Raw genomic sequence first — 21,907 nt, 5'->3', positions numbered from 1 at the left:
AAAGGATTGTCCATGCCTGGACTTAGCTACTCATCAACTCAATAGGATCCAAGAAGAATATTTAGATTTTCCATATAGCCTTAAAAAACATATATGAAACAAATATTACAATATGTGAGGGTGGCATTTTGCGCGCTGTTTTTTTTCAGCGTCATCAATGAAGCTGCTGCACAGGATGATCTCACAGTAAAAGGTGGGGTTCTGACGGTATTTCGGGAGAATGATGCAGGTCGTAACGAAAGAGAAGGTTCTCCAAAAGTGATTGACAACAATCCCGCCACCAAATTTTTATCTCATTTTGAAAACATGCAGTGGCTGCAGTTTCAACTCACAGAACCAGCAATAGTAGGTACCTATACGCTTGTTTCAGCAGACGATGATCCAAACCGTGATCCCAAAGACTGGAAGTTTGAGGGATCTAATGATGGTACAACCTGGGTAGAACTTGACTTACGCACTGGAGAGATGTTTCCAGAGCGTTTCCTAACCAAGACATACAATATTACAAACTCCACCGCCTACAGGTACTATCGCTTGAATATAAGTGCCATTAAAGCGAACAACACTTTCCAATTGGCCGAATGGAGACTCTATGAGGCAGTCAAAAACCCTGACATAACTGCTAGAGGTGGTATTTTGACCGTATTACAGGAAAATAATGGAGGGCGAGGAGCTGGGGAAGGATCGCCTAAGGTAATTGATAATAACCCAGCCTCAAAGTTCCTATCACACTGGCCGGGTTCACAGTGGCTGCGTCTTCAGTTGAACACACCCGCGGTAGCGGGAACGTATACGCTGGTCTCTGGCAACGATGCTCCGGAGAGAGACCCTAAAAACTGGACACTAGAAGGATCCAACAATGGCAATGATTGGACAGTGCTTGATACGCGCACGGGAGAGACTTTCTCTCAACGCATTCAAACAAAGAGCTATGCCATCACAAATACTACACCTTATACATACTACCGCCTCAATATCTCGGCTCTGAATGGGAGCGGCACTTTCCAGCTGGGGGAGTGGAGACTCTTTGAAGGAATCGCAATTGTAGCACCTTCAGCGTTGACCGCTTTAGCTACTGCTGGTGATGAAGTTTACTTATCCTGGACTGATTTAAGTGCAAATGAAACTGGGTTTGAAGTTGGGCGCTCTTTAGATGGTGTGAATTTTACCACGATAGCTACTACAGCGGCTAATACAAATTTTTATTTTGATAGAGGTTTAACACAAAATACAAAATACTACTATCGGGTTAGGACTACTGGTGCGGAGCTAAATTCTAGCTATTCTGTTATAAGTAGCACCAGAACACTAAATTATAGTGGTGCTATGGTAGATTTAACAGATAATGTAGGAAGGTTGACTGTTTCCAAAGACAATACAAATCAGGTAAATGAAAACTCCACTAAACTGATTGACAATAATTTTCAGACAAAGTTTTTGGCCGGTGGTATACCATCACCTGTAAAATTGTGGGTGCAGTATGAATCATCTACGTCATCAGATATTGTGACCAAATATACCATAGTTTCAGGTGATGATGCCCCTGAGAGAGATGCCAGAGACTGGACGTTCCAAGGATCTACTAATGGAACAGATTGGACCATTCTAGATACACGGGCAAACCAAAGCTTTGCAGGTCGTCGATTAGAAAAATCTTTTTCCTTCTCTAATAACAGGCCATTCAAATACTATAAGCTTGATATTACGCTTAACAATGGTTCCAATGATGCCATACAGATTTCTGAGTTCCAAATTTGGGGAATCCCCCAGAATGCCCCAGCTGTACCTGGTGATTTAAGGATTGCAAACGCAACGCAAAGTACGCTTACTCTTAACTGGAACGATTTGGCCTCCAATGAAACAGGATATGAGGTCTGGCGTTCAACAGACGGTGTAACTTTCACTAGACTAAGTTCAGTTGCAGCTGGTGCTACTACTTTTACAGATTCCAATCTAGGAGTTCTGGCCACTTATCAGTATCGGGTAAGAGCAATAAGCGCATCGGGTAATTCTATTTATTCACCAGTTGTGAGCGGTACCACCTTGTATGATGAAAGATTGCCTTTGCCAGTACAAAGCTTGGTGGCAACTAGCTTATCAGAAACCCAGGTAAAGTTAGACTGGACAGATAGAGCACAAAATGAAACCGGGTTCCAGATTGAGCGATCTACCAACGGAACTTCCTATTCTTTAATTCAAACCGTAGCGGCAGATGTAACCACCTATACCGATGCAGGGCTTAGACTGGCTACCCGCTATTACTACAGAGTTCGGCCTGTAAACGCTTACAGCCAATCGTCAGGGATCAGTGCACCTTATTCTTCTGTGGTTGAAACCATCACCAACGGCTCCAACCAGGCACCTACTATGGCAGCCATCGCTGATCAGAGAAGCTGTAATGTGGTAGACGCCTATACCATTCCTTTAGAAGGTTTAGCTTCTGAGCCAGGGCAACAGCTTACGCTTTCCGTTTCCACCAACAGAAGTGCGCTCTTCAGTGATCTGTCTGTGAGCACCGTGGAGAACGGCAAAGCAACACTTACCTACAAGTTAGTGCAAGGCCAACCAGGAGAGGCTACCGTGACAGTAACAGTGAAAGACAATGGTGGCACCCTGAACAATGGTACTGACACGTTCACCAGAACCTTCAAAATCACCTCTTATGAACTAAGCATGGGCATTGAAGCGGACCGTACAGGGAAAGTGCCTAGAGGGGAGACTATTCAACTAACCGTTACCGGAGAAGAAGGCTATACCTATACTTGGGCAAATGGACCTGGCATTATCAGTGGCCAAAACACCAACGTGCTGTCTATCAAACCAACCCAAGGTTATGTCTACAAAGTAACGGCCAGCACTGCTGAAGGGTGTACAAAAGAAGCGCAGTTTACGGTGCAGGTAGAAGGTGGCGTAGGGCTGCAAGCCAACAATATCTTAACTCCCAATGGAGATGGCAAAAATGATGTGTGGGTGATCTGGAACATCAATACTTACCCCGGCAGCAAATTAAAAGTTTTTGACACCGCAGGTAGAGTAGTCTATGAGACGGAGAACTATGCCAATGATTGGAATGGTACCTACCAAGGCTCACCCCTGGCACAGGGAGTTTACTACTATGTGATTGACTTAGGTTCAGGTCTTTCTCCTGCAAAAGGTGCCCTAACCATTATTCGTGATTAAAAACTTCAAGTCATATGAAAAAGACGTATACCATGAAAAAAGGGCTGCCTTTACTGCTACTTGCCTTCTGCTGCTTGGCGCAGGTAAAAGAAGCTGCCGCCCAAATCAATCCGCTAAGAGCGATCTATTTTCAGAACCAGTACCTGGCAAACCCAGCCATGGCAGGAGTGAATGAGGGACTGAGATTGAACCTGCACTACCGCAACCAATGGGGTAGCATCTCTGAGTCTCCTACTACCCAGGCCATCACTGCTGACTACGGCCTTAGCAACAAAGTGGGTTTGGGGGTTAACGTAGGGCAAACCAAAGAGGGGTTGATCAAAAGATCCAGAGCCATGGCTACCTATTCCTACCATCTGCCACTAAACCAGAGCACCCGTCAATTACATTTCGGGTTGTCTGCGGGCGTGGTGAATGAGCAGATAGATATGGATGAAATTGTGGGAGATGTAGATGACAACACCGTGGCCAGATTCAATGACCAGAAACCTTATGTAGAGGGCGAAGTTGGCGTGGCCTACACAGATTCCAAACTCACGATTCAGGGCTCTTTTCCCAATCTTAGGGCTTTTCTGGACAAGGGGTTGAATGAGAACAACACCGTTAACCGTTCCACCTACTTTGCCGCCGCCAGCTACAAGCTTGCCCTAGGTTCAAGTGTAGGAGTAGAGCCTAAAGTGGTCTACCGCGGAGTAAAAGGATTTGATGACCTGATAGATGCCGGTGCCAACCTGACGTTTGTGGACAACCAGTTTAATGTGTTTGGGATGTATCACAGCTCTAAGAACGTGACTTTTGGTTTCGGGGCCAATGTGAAAAAGAGGCTGGCACTTACCGGCATGTACACCACGGGGTCTTCGGCTTTGAATAGTCTGACCGGAGTGAAGGGGAGTTTTGAACTGGGTTTAAGAGCTTCCCTCTGGAACGTGCAACGATAGAAGTATATTACCTTTTAAAATGATTTAGCAACCGTTTGCAGAAAACAGCCTTAAAACGCCGGAGTACCTAGAACTTCCTTGGTAATGGGGTTCCTTCCTGATGCGAAAGCTCAAAGGCTGTTTTCTGCAAATCATCAATTCAAGCCATCTGGCAATATTAAAAGTTCCTTGTAAATGAAAAAACTCTTCATTTGGATTCTAGTAAGCGTACCGTTTTTCTCTTCCGCTCAGGTTTCTAAAAAAGCAGAATTATCACCGGTAGATCTGGTGAACCCCTTGATGGGCACGGACTCCAAGCCCGAGCTCTCCAACGGGAACACCTACCCGGCGGTGGCGGTGCCCTGGGGCATGAACCTCTGGACCCCGCAGACCGGCACCATGGGCAACGGCTGGGCCTACACCTACGCCGCCGACAAGATCAGGGGCTTCAAGCAGACGCACCAACCCTCGCCCTGGATGAATGACTACGGCCAGTTCGTGCTCATGCCGGTGACGGGCAAGATGAAGTTCGATCAGGACGGAAGGGCCAGCTGGTACTCCCATAAGTCCGAGACGGCCAAGCCCTACTACTATGGCGTCTACCTAGCCGACCACGACGTGACCGCTGAGCTTACGCCCACCGAGCGCGCCGCCCAGTTCCGGTTCACCTACCCCAAGTCTGACAGCTCCTTCATCGTTATCGATGCGCTGGACAGGGGCTCTTACGTGAAGGTGCTGCCGAAAGAGCGGAAGATCGTGGGCTACACCACCAAGCACGCGAGGGGGCCATTGAAAGAGTTCAAGAACCACTTCGTCATCTACGTGGACAAGCCGTTCGCCCTGGCCCGCACCTTCCGCGGAAACAAACTCACTGGCGGGGATTCCCTGGAACTGACGGCTAACCATTCGGGTGCAGTGATTGGTTTCAAGACCAGCAAAGGCGAAAAAGTAAACCTGAAGGTCGCTTCCTCCTTCATCAGTCCCGAGCAGGCCGAGCTGAACCTGAGCCGGGAGTTGGCCCAAGACAATTTTGACGCTACCATGGCCAAGGCCCGCGAGCGATGGGAAAAGACCCTGGGCCGCATCAAAGTGGAAGGAGGCACCGAGGAGCAGCAGCGCACCTTCTACTCCTGCCTCTACCGCACGCTGTTCTTTCCGCACAAAATGTATGAGTTGAACGCAGCCAACAAAGCTGTACATTACAGTCCCTACACCGGAAAAGTGCACGACGGCTACCGTTTTGCGGGAACTGGTTTTTGGGACACGTTCCGGGCCTTGTACCCTTTCCTGAACCTCATGTACCCTGCCATTAATAAAGAGATGCAGGAAGGTTTGATCAACGATTACAAAGAAGGCGGTTGGTTGCCTGAGTGGTCCAGCCCGGGTTATTCAGACATCATGATCGGGAACAACTCGGCCTCAGTGGTGGCCGATGCCTACATGAAAGGTCTGCGCGGCTATGATATAGAGAAACTTTACGAAGCCTTAGTACACGGGGCCAACAACGAAGGACCCATCACCGCCATCGGCCGGAAAGGCGTGGACTACTACAACAAACTGGGGTACGTGCCTTACGACGTGAACATCAACGAAAACGCCGCCCGTACCCTGGAGTACGCCTATGATGATTTCGCCATCTACCAGTTGGCAAAGGCCCTAAAAAGACCGCAGGCCGAGATCGACTTGTACGCCAAGCGTAGCCAGAACTACCGTAACCTCTATGACCCAGCCACTGGCCTGATGCGCGGCAAGAACAAGGACGGCAGGTTCCAGGCCCCGTTCAACCCCTTCAAATGGGGCGACGCTTTCACCGAAGGCAACAGCTGGCATTACTCCTGGAGTGTGTTCCATGACGTGCAGGGCCTCATTGACCTGATGGGCGGAAAGCAGAACTTCGTGAAGAAACTGGACTCAGTGTTCACGTTACCGCCGGTGTTTGATGACTCTTACTACGGCGGCGTGATCCACGAAATCCGGGAGATGCAGATCGCCAACATGGGCCAGTACGCGCACGGCAACCAGCCCATCCAGCACATGACGTACTTGTACAATTTCGCCGGGGAGCCCTGGAAAACCCAATATTGGGCGCGTGAGACCATGAACCGCATGTACAAACCCACTCCTGACGGCTACTGTGGTGATGAGGACAACGGCCAGACCTCGGCCTGGTACGTGTTCAGCGCCATGGGCTTCTACCCGGTTTGCCCCGGCACCGACCAGTACGTGCTTGGCGCGCCGCTTTTCCCCAAGATGACTTTGGAGCTGGAGAACGGCAAGAAAGTGGAGATTGAGGCCCCTAACAATAGCCAGGAGAACCTGTATGTGCAGGACCTGAAACTCAACGGCAAAAAGCACGAGAAGAACTGGGTGGGCCACTTTGAGCTGATGAAAGGCGCCAAGCTCCGGTTTGATATGGGCGACAAGCCCAACACCAAACGCGGAACCGAAGAGAGCGCATTTCCTTACTCTTTCTCGAAACCGCAATACGTCACTCAGAACGGGAAATAATATGGGCCTGTTTCCTTTCTCCTCAGAAAGGAAACAGGCAAAATCAAAAGAATAGCAATTTGTCTTAGTAAGTCAGCGGAAAGGTGTTTATGACCAGAACATGGCTTTCATCAGATTCAAAATCATCATCTATGAATCATGCAACAGTAGTGGGAATTGACGTGGGAGGTTCACACATCTCCGCGGCCTTGGTAGATATGGAAACGAGTTCCCTTGTGTCTGGGAGCTACGTGCGAAAGGAAATAGACACCCAAGGAACAGTGGCTGAGATTATTGACAACTGGTGTGAAGTCATTCAGCAAGCCCAGAAATATGACGGTATTTCCTCCCGTAAAATAGGAATTGCCATGCCTGGTCCATTTGATTACCCCAACGGGGTTTCGCTCATCAAAGACCAGAACAAATATGACATCCTCTACAAACTCAATGTAAAGGAATTATTGGCAGAAAAGCTTTTGGTGCAGGTAAACGACATCCGGTTTCTGAACGATGCCGAATGTTTTCTACTGGGCGAGGTTTTCTGCGGCGCCGCCCAGGGCGTAGAACAAGTACTGGGTCTAACTTTAGGCACCGGCTTGGGTTCTGCCTGGTGCCACCACGGGAAAGTGGAGGACGCAGATCTGTGGAATTCCCCCTTTAAAGAAGGCATAGCGGAGGATTACCTCTCTACGCGCTGGTTTGTAAACCGGTTCCATGAACTCACTGGCCAAGAGGTAAAAGGTGTAAAAGAGCTGGCGGATCTGGCCCCGCAAAACCAAACCGTGCAAACCGTTTTTGTTGAGTTTGGGCGAAATCTGGCCGAATTCATTAAAACGGTGGTGAAGCCCCTAGACACGGTTATGGTGGTGATTGGCGGCAACATCTCTAAAGCCTACCATCTGTTCTCTGAAGAACTGGGGAAGCACTTGCAAGACACGGCTTTGTCTATCTCTATTCGGGTGGCCGAGTTGGGGGAGGAGTCTGCGCTAATAGGGGCGGCCAGTTCCTGGAAGGGCATCCTGCCAGATAAGGAAGAAGCTGTAAAGGTCTTAAGTAAATAAAACTAGTTTAATCTCCAGTTCTCCTGATTCATATGAAACGTTTACTCATTGGTTCTTTGCTGTTTGTTGGTGCTCTGACTACCGCTTGCGCGCAGGCTGGGCAATCGGGAAAGAACATTGCCCGCATTGATGATTGGAAGTACATAGGTGCCTACATAAGCAAGGATTCTGTCACTAAAGGCCCTTACACGCTTATTTTCTATAACAGGGACCTAGCTTTCGCGCAGGAGGGCGAACAGATCAAAAACCGGATGATGGATGCCTTCTTCAAAGTGTACCCCCAGGAAGCAGCCCGGTTCAACCCAAATACCACCAAGAAGGTCACTTTCATCATCGATCCCGCCTACCAAGGCGTAGCGGCAGCCAGTGACGGCATTATCCGGTACAGTCCGCTTTGGATGCTGCAACACCCTAATGACATTGATGTAGTCACGCATGAAGTATTCCACCTGGTGCAGGCTTATAACCATGGGGCCGGGCCAGGTTGGCTTACCGAAGGTATCACGGATTATGTGCGCTATAAATTTGGGGTGGACAATGCCGGCGGAGGCTGGTCTTTGACTCCGTTCAATTCCCAACACCATTATACTAACAGTTACCGCATCACTGGTCGTTTTTTGGCTTGGTTAGAAAAGAACAAGAACCCCAAGATAGTAGACAATTTGGATTCTGCTCTGCGGAGAAACACCTACACTCCTGAACTATGGGTAAAACTGACAGGCAAAACAGTGGATGAGTTATGGCAACAATACGCTCAGAATCCTATGCTGTAAGCAGAAGAATCACCAGTGAACTAAAGCTTTTAAAAACAGGCTATTTCTTGAAAGTAAGCTGAAAAGGCTACTTCCCATTGATGTAGTTGAAGGTTGAAAAACATTCCCTTTACCAACCCCAGGAGGTAGAATGAAACTTCTGACGATTTGTTTTTTACTGTTTCTCTTCTGTTCCTGCTCTGTTCAAAAGACGGAGAAAGGTTTCCCGTTTTCTATGCCTTTCAAGCAAAACGGCTCTAAAACAGAACTGGTGAATGTCTTTCTGGGCTCTTCTGGTGACCATGGTCAATTATCTCCGGCAGCCTCTTATCCATTCAGTATGATGAGCATAGGACCGCAGACGTATCCCTCTACCCACTTGGGCTATGAATATCTTGCTAAAACGTTTTTAGGCTTTACCATGAACCGGTTTGAGGGAGTTGGGTGCGAGGGCAGCGGCGGAAATATCCTTATCAAACCCTTCCTGGGAAAAGATCCCAAGGCCTCTACGCTCACCAAAGTATCAGAAGCAGCCGGTCCAGGGTTTTACCAAGTGGGTTTCTCCAACCAAATCAAAGCCGAGATGTCAGTTTACAAAAAGTCAGGGCTGCAGCGATACCAGTTTCCGGCCGGGGAGAAGGGTGTTTACCTGGATCTGAGCCATGCCTTCGTGAACCGTTTCGTGGCGGAAGAACATACGGTGGATGATTCCTCGGTGAGCGGCTGGATCGATTCTAAAACCACCTGTAGCGCGGGCACTTATCGGCTGTATTACTTCCTCAGATTCCGGCAGCCGGTACAATGGTCCCAAGCAGGCAAGCATCAACTCATTGCCATCTTACCCGCCGACCTGAAAACGGCTGAAGTGGAGATTGGCTTTTCCTCGGTGGATGTTTCCTATGCCAAGGCTTCCCTGGAAACCGGCTCTTTTGAGGAAATCAAGCAGAAAAGCGCCCAAGACTGGAATCAGGTGCTGGGCCAAATCCAGGTGAAAGGTGACAAGGAAAGAGAGAAGCTTTTTTACTCCTTACTGTACCGTACGTTGCAGTCGCCTTATGTCGTGTCTGAGAGCGATGGTGCGTACCGGGCCACGGATGGTACACGGCAAACTTTTCAGGCAGAATTGTACAACGGTTGGTCTATCTGGGACAATTACAAAACCCAGCTTCCTTTGCTGTCATTGGTGTATCCAGACCAGTTCCGGAACATTGCTGCGTCCATTGCCAACCTGTACCGCTATGGCAAGAAAGACTACGCCACGGCGCACGAGCCTTCCAATACCGTGCGAACCGAACACGCCATTGTGGTGCTCCTAGATGCCTACCGGAAAGGATATGCAATAAACTTCCAATCCATCTGTGACTCGCTGGTACAGGAAGTAAAAAATCTAGATTACGGGCACCCTGACAAAGCCTTGGAATCCTCTTATGACGCCTGGGCTTTGTCGCAGATTCTGGCAGAGCTGAACCAAAAAGACTTGAGTGAGAAGTACCGGCAGAAAGCGTTGGAATATAAGACCTACTGGAACAAAGACTTTAAAGACCTTACCCGGCCCGATGTGGATAGAATGTCGGTGAGGGGCATGTACCAGGGCACGGTGTGGCAGTACCGGTGGTCGGTGCCGTTTGACGTGAAAGGCTTGATTGGGTTAACTGGGGGCGAGGCGGCCTTTGTGCAGCAACTGGATGAGTTCTTCGGGAGGGATTTGTTTAACCGAGCCAACGAGCCAGATTTACAGGTGCCCGCACTGTACAATGCCTCTTCTGAACCTTGGAAAGCCCAAGCCCTGATGCACAAACTAGCGGTAGATACCGTGGTGCAGCATTACTTCAATGACAACAGCCGGGGCATAGGTTCTTACGTGGGACCCATCTTCAAAAACCAACCGGCCGCTTACCTCAGAACCATGGATGATGACGCCGGTGCCATGTCCTCGTGGTTTGTGTTCGCCGCGACTGGCGTGTACCCCGCCGCCGTGGGCTGGCCGGTGTACTACCTGCACGTTCCCCTGTTTGAAAAGGTGGCGTTCAACTGGCCGGGTGGCAAGAGCTTTTCCATTCAGGTCAAAGACTTCTCGGCGAAGGCCTGCTACGTGAAAGAAGCGTACCTGAACGGCGAGAAACTGACCCGCAACTGGCTCACCCACGAGGAAATCACCAGGGGCGGGAACCTGACGATTGTGGCTTCCAGCACCCCGGAGAAAACCTGGGGCGTGGAGAACCAGTGGGTGTCCACAATGGAGGCAATCGAATAACACCGCTATAGTCTGGAGTAGTTCTTTTCTGACACCTCCTGACCTGAGTTCTTGATAACCTAGCGCTGCTTCTTTAACGGTTTTCGGAGTGTTTTCTGAAAACTGATTGGAAAACAGTTTGGCTCAATCCTGATTTCGCTTACGCTTTCTATATTCTTTATTGAAAACACCAATGAAACTAAGATCCTTTTTCTTTTTCTTTCTCTTTCTTTGGCTTTGCAGCGCCCCGCTCTACGCCGGTACGCCCAGCCTGGTACAGTATGTGAACACCTTGCAGGGTACCAACTCGTCGTTTGATTTAACCCGCGGAAACACGTATCCCACCACTGCGCTGCCGTTTGCCATGCACACCTGGACCCCCCAGACCGGCCAAAACGGCGATGGGTGGAAGTATCAATACTCTAAAAACACCATCAGAGGATTTCAGCAGGCGCACCAGTGCAGCTCCTGGTCTAATGACTACGCGGTGTTCTCCCTGATGCCGGTGATCGGGAAACTGGAGGTACATGAAGACAAACGAGCCACCCAGTTCAGCCACGCCAACGAAGTTGCGAAACCGCATTACTACAAAGTAAAGCTGGACAACAACATCACTACTGAAATGTCTCCTACGGAGCGCGGAGTACACGCTCGTTTCTCGTTTCCGAAAACAGAAGGTTCTTACATCGTGCTGGATGGGTACACCGGCGCCAGCATGGTGAAGATCATCCCCAAGGAGCGCAAGATCATCGGGTACGTACACAACGGCCGGGGCCTGAAGGACAATTTTAAAAGCTATTTCGTGATCGTTTTTGACAAACCGTTCATCAACCAGGGAACTTGGGAAAACAAGGAAGGCAAAATCTCCGCGGGCAACTTGTCCGGCGAAGGGCAGGGAATAGGGGCTTACGTGCAGTTCAAGGACGGGGAAAAAGTGCAGGCGAAAGTGGCCTCTTCGTACATCAGCCCGGAACAAGCTGAACTTACCTTGAGCCGAGAATTGGGCAAGCACAAGAAACTGGAAGACACCAAAGCCGCCGCTGAGGCAGTTTGGAACAAGCACCTGAGCCGCGTGATGGTAGAGGGCGGTACCGAAGAAGAGAAAGCCACGTTTTATTCCTGCTTCTTCCGGGCCAGTTTGTTTTCGCGCCAGTTTTTCGAATACGACAAAGACGGCAAGCCTTACTATTTCAGCCCGTATGACGGCAAAGTGCACGAAGGTTACATGTACACCGATACCGGTTTCTGGGACACCTTTCGGGCTCAGTTTCCGCTAAATTCTATCCTGCACCCCACCATGCACGGGCGCTACATGGTGGCCCTGCTGGATGCCAAAGACCAGTGTGGTTGGTTGCCGTCTTGGTCATTTCCTGGCGAGGCGGGCAGCATGATCGGTAATCATGCCATTTCGCTGCTCACCGATGCCTGGGTGAAGAACATCCGCACCTTTGACCCCAAACGTGCCTTGGACGCCTATTACCACGAAGCCACGAACAAAGGCCCCTGGGGACCTGCCAACGGACGCGAAGGTTGGAAAGACTACTACACGCTAGGTTATGTTTCTATGCCGCGGCACGGAGAGGCCACCGCAAAAACCCTGGAATATGCCTATGACGATTTCTGCGGCTACCAACTGGCCAAACTCACGGGGAACTCCTTTTATGAGCAGCTTTTCGCCCGGAATATGTACAACTACAAAAACGTGTATGACCCCAGCACTGGGTTCATGCGCGGAAGAAAAGAAAACGGCGAGTGGCTTCCCAATTTCGATCCGGTGGAGTGGGGCGGACCGTTCACCGAGGGTAACGCCTGGCACTGGCAGTGGTCGGTGTTCCAGGATATCCAAGGGCTAATCAAACTGATGGGCGGCGAAAAGCGGTTCACGGCTAAACTGGACTCGGTGTTCAGTGTGCCCAACACCGTGAAAGTGGGTTCCTACGGTCGTATGATCCACGAGATGACCGAGATGGTGATGGCCAACATGGGTCAGTACGCCCACGGAAACCAGCCCATCCAGCACATGCCGTACCTTTATAATTATGGCGGAGAGCCTTGGAAATCACAAGAGAAAGTACGCATGGTGATGGACCGCCTGTACAACTCCACCGAGAATGGCTACCCCGGCGATGAAGACCAGGGCCAGACATCTTCGTGGTACGTGCTGAGCGCCCTAGGCATCTACAGCGTGTGCCCCGGCACCGATCAATATGTCATCGGGAGCCCGGTGTTCCAGAAAGCCACCGTCACGCTGGAGAACGGCAAGAAGTTTACCGTGGAAGCCAAGAATAACAGCAAGCAGAACGTGTACATCCAGTCGGCTACGCTCAACGGAAAACCCTATGACCACAATTATATCCGGCACGCCGACATCACAGCCGGTGGAATCTTGAGCTTCGTGATGGGTGATAAACCGGCTCTGAACCGAGGTGTTAAAGAGGAAAACAAGCCTTTCTCTTTATCGGCCGCAGGCGGAGGGCAGGAGATAGAATTAGGCAAGAAGTAAGCTTGGGTTGTAGACCTAAATCAAGTGTGTAGGCAGCCAGTGCTACCGAGTTTCAGACGATTAAACCTAAGAAGATGAAAAAGCTAAAATGTCTCTCTTTATCAGCCTTGGTGCTGCTGTTCTTTGGTTGCGGAAGCGAGAAGGAAGAAGAGGAAGTAACGCCCACCAAACCCGTGGAAACGGCTTCTTTCACCTCCGCCGATGTCACCACCGCCTATACTGCTTTTAACACCCATTTTTACAATCCAGAGGCAAAACTGTATTACAGCACCTCAGCCAAAACGGGATTGGGCGCTATCTGGACGCAGGCCGTTTATTGGGACATTGCCATGGATGCCTACAACCGCACTAAAGACGCAAACCAATTGAAGTTGGTCAATGACATCTACCAGGGCGGTTTCCAACGATACGATGGCTATAACTGGAACAACACCCACGAGTGGTTTATCTACGATGACATGATGTGGTGGATCATCTCGTTGGCGAGAGCGCACCAAATCACCGGCAATCAGGTCTACCTGGATAAAGCCAAAGAAGGATTTCAGCACGTATGGAGCAGATCCTATGACCCGGTGAACGGCGGCATGTTCTGGAATTTTGCCAAAGATGGCAAGAACGCCTGCATCAATTACCCCACGGTAATTGCGGCCATGGAACTGTACAACATCACCAAAGATGCACAGTACCTGGACAAAGCCAAGACCATCTACGCGTGGTCCAGAGCCAACCTGTTCAACAACGGCCGGGTAGCCGATAACGTCCACGTGGCCCAAGGCAATGTGGGCTGGAGCGATTACACCTATAACCAGGGAACCTGCATTGGCGCAGCCGTGATGCTGTACAAAGCCACCGGCACCCAGTCTTACCTCACGGATGCAAAACTAGCCGCCGATTACACCAAGCAGAAGATGAGCGACGCCAACGGAATTCTGCCCGCAGAAGGTGACTGGAACGAGCAAGGCGTTCTGAAAGCCATCTTCGGGCGCTACATCATGATGCTCATCAAAGACGCGAACCAACCTCAATACCTGCCTTGGATTCAGGACAACATCAGCACCGCTTGGAAAAACCGGGACAAAGCACGGGATCTCACCTTCAGAGACTACCGGGTGGCGTGCCCTACCGGCACCATTCAGTCTTATGAAGCCAGCAGCGTGGTGGGCATGATGCAGGTGTGCCCTCCCAAGGAATAGCTTGAGTTTATCTAAACGTCTTCAACCGTAACCCCCATGGTCCTGAAATCTAGACTTGCTTTCTTTCTGAGTAGTGCCCTGCTGTTGGGAATGACGAGTCATGCCCAGTTAAAAGCCCCCAAACCCGATGGCGAGAAAACCGCCTTCCAGATTGCCGATGCCTGGGCGGCCGACTACGACGTGCGGTCCGATGTAGCTATTGTCTACGGTATCAATGACGCAGGCGGAGACTTTGAAGGCCGCGTGAAAAGCTGGCGCGACAAAGGCTACAAAGTGCACTTCATGACGGGCATTGCTTGGGGCGAGTACCAGGATTACTTCACGGGCAAGTACGACGGCAAAACCCATTGGGAAGACGGCCAGGTAATGAAGAACGGCGAGACCATCTGGCACGGCAAAGACGTGCCCTACGTGGTTCCGTCGGCCACTTACCTCACTTATATGAAAGGCCTAGTAAAAAGAGCCATTGATGCCGGCGTAACTGCCGTGCACCTGGAGGAACCTGAGTTCTGGGCCCGGGCCGGTTATGGACCTTCATTTAAAAAAGAATGGGAAAAACAGTACGGCTTCCCATGGATGGCCCAGGACGAATCTCCCGAGGCGACCTACCTTTCCTCCAAACTGAAATACCAGCTCTACTTCAACGCCCTGAAAGAGGTGTTCGCCTATGTGCGGTCATATAGTCAAAGCAAAGGTGTTACGGTCAAGTGTTACGTGCCCACGCACTCGCTCATCAACTATTCCTCCTGGGCTATTGTGAGTCCGGAAGCCAGCCTGGCGAATCTGGAGGGAATGGATGGCTACATCGCGCAGGTCTGGACGGGCACCTCCCGGGAACCCATCCACTTCAACGGCGTGCTGAAAGAGCGCGTATTTGAGAATGCCTTTCTGGAGTACGGCTCCATGGTGTCGATGACGGCGCCTACAGGCCGCAAGATGTTCTTCCTCACCGATCCCATCGAGGACCGCCGCCAAACCTGGGACGACTACAAACGAAACTACGAGGCCACGTTCACCGCGCAGCTCTTGTACCCCATGGTGGCTTCTTATGAGGTCATGCCGTGGCCCAAACGCATCTACTTGGGCAAGTTCAAGATGGAAAACAGCAATGAGACTCAGCCCATCCCCAGAAGCTACGCGACCCAGATGCAGGTCATGGTGAATTCTTTAAACGAGATGCCTCTGTCTTCCAACCAGGTGAACGGTACCAAAGGCATCGACATCCTGCTGGCTAATTCCATGATGTTCCAGCGGTTCCCCACGCACAAAGGCTACGAAGACCCGCAGCTTTCCAACTTCTACGGCATAGTGATGCCCCTTCTGAAACAGGGCATTCCGGTAGGAACGGTGCACATGGAGAACCTGGGACTGGACCAAACCCTGAAGAATACCAAAGTACTCATCATGAGCTACGCCAATATGAAACCCATGTCACCTGTTTCGCACGAAGTTTTGGCAAAATGGGTCAAAAACGGCGGCGTATTGGTGTACGTGGGCCGAGACCAGGATCCTTTCCAGACAGTAAAGGAATGGTGGAACACAGGAGGCATAACCTATAAGGCTCCCTCAGAACATCTCTTTGAGCAAATGGGCATCAAGGAGGTTTCAGAGAAGCAAAGCTATGCGGTGGGAAGAGGAAAAGTGTACCTCCTGCGGCGTGATCCCAAAGAACTTGTACTGCAAGCAAAGCAGGATGCGGATTTCATCTCTTTGGTGAAAAACGCCTATGAAACGGATGCCAAGGCCGGAAAGGTCATCGCCAAAAATCACTTCCTCCTGCAACGCGGACCTTATGACATTGCGGCGGTACTAGACGAAAGCGTGGGTGATGCTCCTTTGAGAATACCGGGTCCGGTGGTGGACTTGTTTGACCCTGAGTTGCCGGTGCTCCCAGAGAAAATAGTGAAGCCCGGCCAGCAAGCCTATCTGTATAACCTGACTCGCCTGAAAAGCAAAAAAGAACCATCGGTGCTGTGTGCGGCCTCACGGGTGTACGAGGAGAAGAAGGGCAAAGCTTCTTATTCCTTCCTGACCAAAAGCCCATCCAACACCCGAAACGCCATGCGCATGGTCTTGCCCGCGGAACCCAAAACCATTACCTTGACCGATGCCGGTGGTCAGAAACTCACCGACGTGCAGACCGCCTGGCACAAAGAGACCAACACCTACCTGGTGCAGTTTGAGAACGACAGCAAGGGCATCAGGGTGGAGGTGAATTGGTAAATAGGTCTTCTCTTAAAGCCAGCTCTTTCCTTGGTTAACATGTTAAAAATCTTACCTTTAGTATGCCCTCTTTACTACCTGAAAAGAACCTTTTAAAAGCTAACAAACCTTACTTCCAACCTCGTATGAAAAGAATAAGTCTGTTTTTGTTTCTGGTATGGTTGCCCCAACTAGTGCTCACGGCACAGGACTTAAGGGCCCCCGCCTATCCGTTGATCACACATAATCCGTATTTCAGTATTTGGTCTTTTGGCGATGATTTGTCAAAATCGGCTACAAAACACTGGACGGGTCAGGAGATGCCCCTCATTGGCATGGTGAAGGTAGACGGTGCCGTGTACCGGTTCTTGGGCCAGGAAGCCAAAGTGTACCAGGCGGTGCTTCCGGCGGCAGACGAGAAACCTTATTCTTTCACCTATACAGAAAATGAACCCGGCGCTGGCTGGCAATCACAGCAATTCAACACATCTGCCTGGAAAACCGGGGCGGCGCCTTTCGGGGATGATAAAACCCAGGCCAAAACGCCTTGGGAAAGCAGCAACCTATGGGTACGGAGAACCTTCTCTTTTTCTGCCGCCGAAGCCGGGAAACTGTTCCTGAAATTAAACCACGACGACAATGTGGAAGTCTACCTGAACGGCGAGGAAATTTACCGCCATGCCGGATGGGTCCATAAATATGAGTACATTCCCATTAAGCCGGAAGTCGCCAAAAAGCTGAAGAAAGAAGGAAACGTGTTAGCCATCCACATCGCCAATACCGCCGGCGGCAGATGGCTGGATGCGGGCATCGTGCGCGAGGAAACCACCAAGGAGTACGCCAAGGTAATCCCAGCCGTGCAGAAAAGCGTGCAACTGAACGCCACCCAAACCATTTACCAATTCACCTGCGGCAAAGTGGACGTGACCGCCACCTTCACCTCGCCGCTGCTCATGAACAACCTAGACGTGCTGGCCCGGCCGGTGTCTTACGTGTCTATGAAAGTGAAGTCCAACGACAAAGTGGCCCACAACGTGCAACTGTACCTAGGTGCTTCCTCAGACATCGCGGTGAACACACAAGATCAGGAAGTTAAAGCCCAGGAGTACACCGCCGAGAAACTGTCTATCCTCAAAGCCGGCACCACTGCTCAGCCGCTGTTGCAAAAGAAAGGCGATGATGTGCGCATTGACTGGGGATACCTGTACGTCGCGGTTCCGGCCACGGCCAAAGCCAACCAGTACTTGACCTCAGTGGGGAAAGCAGTGGCGCCATTTCTATCCGCCACAACTCCGGCGGTGCAGAACACGGAGCAGGGCCGAAGCCTGATGCTAAGCACCATTGTGCCCTTGGGCCAAGTGGGTACCCAAGCCAAAGAACAGGTGTTCATGCTGGGGTATGATGAAGTTTATGCCATCCAGTACTTCAAGCAGAACCTGCGGCCTTGGTGGAAAGAAAGCGAAGTAGCCACCATTGAGAAAGAATTGGCCCAGGCTTCCGCTGATTACGCCAAGACCATCAAGCAGTGCGAGACCTTTGACAAGCAGATGTACCAGGACGCCCAGAAAGCCGGCGGAAAAGAATATGCGGATCTGTGCGAACTGGCCTATCGTCAAGCTATCGCGGCCCATATTTTGGTAAAAAGCCCGCAGGGCGAGATCCTGTTTCTGTCCAAGGAGAACTTCAGCAACGGTTCCATCAACACCGTGGATGTGACCTATCCGTCCGCGCCGCTGTTTCTCGTTTACAACCCAGATTTGTTAAAAGGCATGCTAAACGGCATCTTCTACTACAGCGAAAGCGGCCAGTGGAAAAAGCCTTTCCCGGCGCATGACCTGGGCACGTACCCCATCGCCAACGGACAGACCTACGGCGAAGACATGCCGGTGGAGGAAGCCGGCAACATGCTCATCTTAACGGCCGCCATTGCCAAAGCGGAAGGCAACGCCGAGTACGCCCGCAAGCACTGGGAAACCCTCACTACCTGGGCCGAATTCCTGAAGAAAAGCGGCTTCGACCCGGAGAACCAACTCTCCACTGATGACTTCGCCGGGCACCTGGCCCGCAACGCGAACTTGTCGGTGAAAGCCATTGAAGCCCTTGGTGCCTATGGCATGCTGGCTGGCATGCTGGGCAAAGCTGATGTGGCCAAACAATACACCGATGATGCCAAAGAGATGGCCCAGAAATGGATGAAACTGGCCCAGGATGGCGACCACTACACCCTGGCTTTCGAGAACAAAGGAACCTGGAGCCAGAAGTACAACCTGGCCTGGGACGATATCTTAGATCTGAACATCTTTCCTAAAAGTGTAAGTGAAACGGAGGTCAAGTATTACCTGAAAAAACAAGGTCCTTATGGCCTGCCGCTGGACAGCCGGAAAACCTATACCAAATCTGACTGGATTGTCTGGACCGCCACCCTCGCTGACAACCCCCAAGACTTTAAAGCCATCCTCACGCCGGTTTGGAAATACGCGAACGAAACCTCTTCCCGGGTTCCTATCAGTGACTGGCACGAGACTACCAACGGCAACATGACAGGTTTCCAGGCACGCTCTGTGGTAGGCGGATATTTCATGAAACTGTTGGAAGAGAAGCTGGACAAACAGCCGCTGCAGAGCGCCGTCACTAAATAGATTCTCCCAGGCTGTTCTGCAAAACAGACGAATACAATGCTTATTTTGTGGATCCTTTGATTCCTCATCCGGGCTGCCATCAGGAAAACTGAAGGCAGCCTTTCTAAATCATCCTTGCGTCTATGTCTTTAAAATCCTCCCTTCAAAAGGTACTCCTCGGCAGCTTTCTGTCTTGTGCGGTTTTGCCTGCCTTTTCCCAAGACGCCCCAAAAACCACCCCGAAAAAAGCTACCAAAACCGTTGCAAAAGCCACTTCCGGAAATCCGGTTTTCCCCGGTTGGTACGCCGATCCGGAGGGTGCCATTTTCGGGAAGAAGTACTGGATCTATCCCACCTTTTCGGCACCCTATGAAAAGCAGGTGTTCTTTGATGCCTTCTCCTCCCCAGATTTGGTGAACTGGACCAAGCATTCCCGCATTCTGGACACTACGTCGGTAAAATGGGCCAAAAAAGCGATCTGGGCTCCGGCTATCGTGGAGAAGAAAGGCAAATATTTCCTGTTCTTCGGAGCGAATGACATCCAGAGCGACCAGGAAAAAGGAGGTATTGGGGTAGCCATTGCCAATAAACCAGAAGGTCCTTTTAAAGATTACTTGGGTAAGCCACTGATTGATAAATTCCACAACGGCGCGCAGCCCATTGACCAGTTCGTGTTCAAAGACAAGGACGGGCAATACTACATGATTTACGGCGGCTGGCGGCATTGCAACATTGCCAAACTAAAGGACGATTTCACCGGCTTTACACCCTTTGAAGACGGAACTACCTTCAAGGAAATCACCCCCGAAGGCTACGTGGAAGGCCCGTTCATGTTTGAGAAAGGTGGCAAGTATTACTTCATGTGGTCAGAAGGCGGCTGGGGAGGCCCCGATTACCGGGTGGCCTACGCCATCGCTGATTCACCCATGGGCCCGTTCAAGCGCATCAGCACCATCCTGGCCCAAGACCCGCAGGTGGCCACCGGGGCCGGGCACCACTCCGTCATTAATGATCCCAAGTCAGACGACTGGTACATTGTTTACCACAGAAGACCCTTAGGCGATACAGGTAGGGACCACCGCGTGACCTGCATTGACCGCATGACCTTTGACGAGAATGGCTTTATCCAGCCGGTGAAGATTACCCAGGAAGGCGTAGCGAAGCAGAAAATCAAATAACCTTTTCCCTAAATCTGGGAGAAAGTTTATCCAACGATATCCAAAATAAACTTACATGAACAGGAGAACCTTTATACAGAGCTCGGCCCTGGCAGGCGCGGGAATACTTTTCTATCCGCAGGTATTTGCCTCTGCCGCAGATTTTCCCGTAGTGCGGGTACCAGCGGCCAGGCGAAATTTCCAGAGCAAATCAGTAGAAGCGGCTATCAAGGAATTCAGGAAGAATGTAAAAGACAAAGAACTGGCTTGGTTGTTTGAGAATTGCTTCCCCAGCACCCTTGACACCACGGTCAACCACAAAATCACCGACGGAAAACCTGATACCTACGTCATCACCGGCGATATTGACGCCATGTGGATGCGCGACAGCTCCGCCCAGGTGTGGCCGTATCTTATGTTCCTGAAAAAAGATGAACCGCTCCGGCAGTTGGTGGCAGGCGTGATTAACCGGCAAACTGTCTATGTCCTGAAAGACCCATATGCCAACGCGTTCTACGGAGACCCCAACAAAGTGGGGGAGTGGAGCACCGATAAGACCGATATGAAACCCGGCGTGCACGAGCGCAAATGGGAAATAGATTCTCTGTGTTACCCCATTCGGTTGGCCTACCACTACTGGAAAGAAACAGGAGACACCAAGCCCTTTGATGATCAGTGGCAGCAAGCCATTAAAACCATTCACCAGACGTTTAGGGAGCAGCAGCGCAAAGAGAACTTAGGCCCTTATAGATTTCAGCGTGAAACAGCGAAGGCCACAGACACCCTGCCCATGGAGGGCTACGGTTTTCCCGTAAAACCGGTAGGGCTTATCTGTTCCTCCTTCAGGCCAAGTGATGACGCCACTATTTACTCGTTCCTGATTCCCTCCAATTTCTTTGCGGTGGTGAGTCTAAGGCAAGCCGCCGAGATGATGGATGCCATTGCCAAAGACAAGGGTACGGCAGATGCGTTGCTGAGCATGGCCTCAGAAGTGGAAAAAGCGTTGCAGGCACATGCAGTAGTTGACCATCCGCAGCACGGCAAAATCTATGCTTTTGAGGTAGACGGCTTTGGGAATCACTATTTCATGGATGACGCCAACGTGCCCAGTTTGCTTTCCTTGCCGTATTTGGGAGCGGTTCCTGTTTCAGACCAGATTTATCAAAATACCCGTAAATACGTGTTATCTGAAAACAATCCCTTCTTCTTTAAAGGCAGTGCCGCCGAAGGAATAGGCGGCCCGCACGTAGGGCAAGACATGATATGGCCCATGGCCATTACCATGCGCGGTCTCACCAGTTCAGATGCCCAAGAGGTGAAAACCTGTATAGAGTCGTTGAAAAGTACCCACGGCGGTACAGGATTCATGCATGAGTCTTTCCACAAAAATGATCCTAAAAACTTCACGCGTTCCTGGTTTGCGTGGGCCAACACACTTTTTGGGGAGTTTCTCTGGAAGACCTATCAGGAAAATCCCAAGCTGCTCGCTCTCGCTTGATTCCGAAAGTAACCGACAATAGGACCTCAACAAAACGTAATTAAATCACTTTCACAAACAAAACAAACGCAATATGGCAGGAATATCAACGAGTGCGCCTTCGGCG

At 50.7% G+C, this 21,907-nt stretch carries 12 protein-coding genes; all 12 read left to right on the top strand.

The features are described from left to right. The first annotated feature begins 93 nt into the window (after nucleotides 1-93). Entirely contained in the window at nucleotides 94-3,180 is a 3,087-nt protein-coding gene (locus ACY0JR_RS19745) for a T9SS type B sorting domain-containing protein (protein ID WP_462635892.1), read from the top strand. 14 nt (nucleotides 3,181-3,194) lie between these two features. Then, nucleotides 3,195-4,118, top strand: coding sequence for a PorP/SprF family type IX secretion system membrane protein (locus ACY0JR_RS19740; protein ID WP_462635891.1), 924 nt, complete (start codon nucleotides 3,195-3,197; stop codon nucleotides 4,116-4,118). 174 nt (nucleotides 4,119-4,292) lie between these two features. Next, entirely contained in the window at nucleotides 4,293-6,605 is a 2,313-nt protein-coding gene (locus ACY0JR_RS19735) for a GH92 family glycosyl hydrolase (RefSeq protein WP_462635890.1), read from the top strand. 131 nt (nucleotides 6,606-6,736) lie between these two features. Then, on the top strand, nucleotides 6,737-7,645 hold the full coding sequence (locus ACY0JR_RS19730; RefSeq protein ID WP_462635889.1) for an ROK family protein: 909 nt from the start codon (nucleotides 6,737-6,739) through the stop codon (nucleotides 7,643-7,645). A 32-nt stretch (nucleotides 7,646-7,677) separates the two neighbouring features. Next, the gene (locus ACY0JR_RS19725; RefSeq protein ID WP_462635888.1) at nucleotides 7,678-8,418 is read left to right on the top strand and encodes a basic secretory protein-like protein; all 741 of its coding nucleotides are present in this window, start codon (nucleotides 7,678-7,680) and stop codon (nucleotides 8,416-8,418) included. Nucleotides 8,419-8,548: 130 nt separating this feature from the next. Then, entirely contained in the window at nucleotides 8,549-10,651 is a 2,103-nt protein-coding gene (locus tag ACY0JR_RS19720) for a glycoside hydrolase domain-containing protein (RefSeq protein WP_462635887.1), read from the top strand. Nucleotides 10,652-10,823: 172 nt separating this feature from the next. Further along, nucleotides 10,824-13,133, top strand: coding sequence for a GH92 family glycosyl hydrolase (locus ACY0JR_RS19715; RefSeq protein ID WP_462635886.1), 2,310 nt, complete (start codon nucleotides 10,824-10,826; stop codon nucleotides 13,131-13,133). Between the two features lie 74 nt (nucleotides 13,134-13,207). Continuing rightward, nucleotides 13,208-14,326, top strand: a complete 1,119-nt coding sequence (locus tag ACY0JR_RS19710; protein ID WP_462635885.1) for a glycoside hydrolase family 76 protein — start codon at nucleotides 13,208-13,210, stop codon at nucleotides 14,324-14,326. Between the two features lie 36 nt (nucleotides 14,327-14,362). After that, a complete protein-coding gene (locus tag ACY0JR_RS19705) occupies nucleotides 14,363-16,549 on the top strand; it encodes a hypothetical protein (RefSeq protein WP_462635884.1) in 2,187 nt (728 codons plus the stop codon). Between the two features lie 125 nt (nucleotides 16,550-16,674). After that, the gene (locus tag ACY0JR_RS19700; RefSeq protein WP_462635883.1) at nucleotides 16,675-19,167 is read left to right on the top strand and encodes a glutaminase family protein; all 2,493 of its coding nucleotides are present in this window, start codon (nucleotides 16,675-16,677) and stop codon (nucleotides 19,165-19,167) included. Nucleotides 19,168-19,289: 122 nt separating this feature from the next. Continuing rightward, complete coding sequence (locus ACY0JR_RS19695) at nucleotides 19,290-20,324, top strand: glycoside hydrolase family 43 protein (protein ID WP_462635882.1); 1,035 nt, start codon at nucleotides 19,290-19,292, stop codon at nucleotides 20,322-20,324. Nucleotides 20,325-20,379: 55 nt separating this feature from the next. Next, nucleotides 20,380-21,801, top strand: a complete 1,422-nt coding sequence (locus ACY0JR_RS19690; protein WP_462635881.1) for a glycoside hydrolase family 125 protein — start codon at nucleotides 20,380-20,382, stop codon at nucleotides 21,799-21,801. The last annotated feature ends 106 nt before the right edge of the window (nucleotides 21,802-21,907 follow it).

The sequence above is a fragment of the Rufibacter sp. JT3400010 genome, assembly GCF_054956755.1.
The sequence above is the reverse complement of the archived record's forward strand: the minus strand, read 5'-3'. Positions and strand labels throughout refer to the sequence as shown.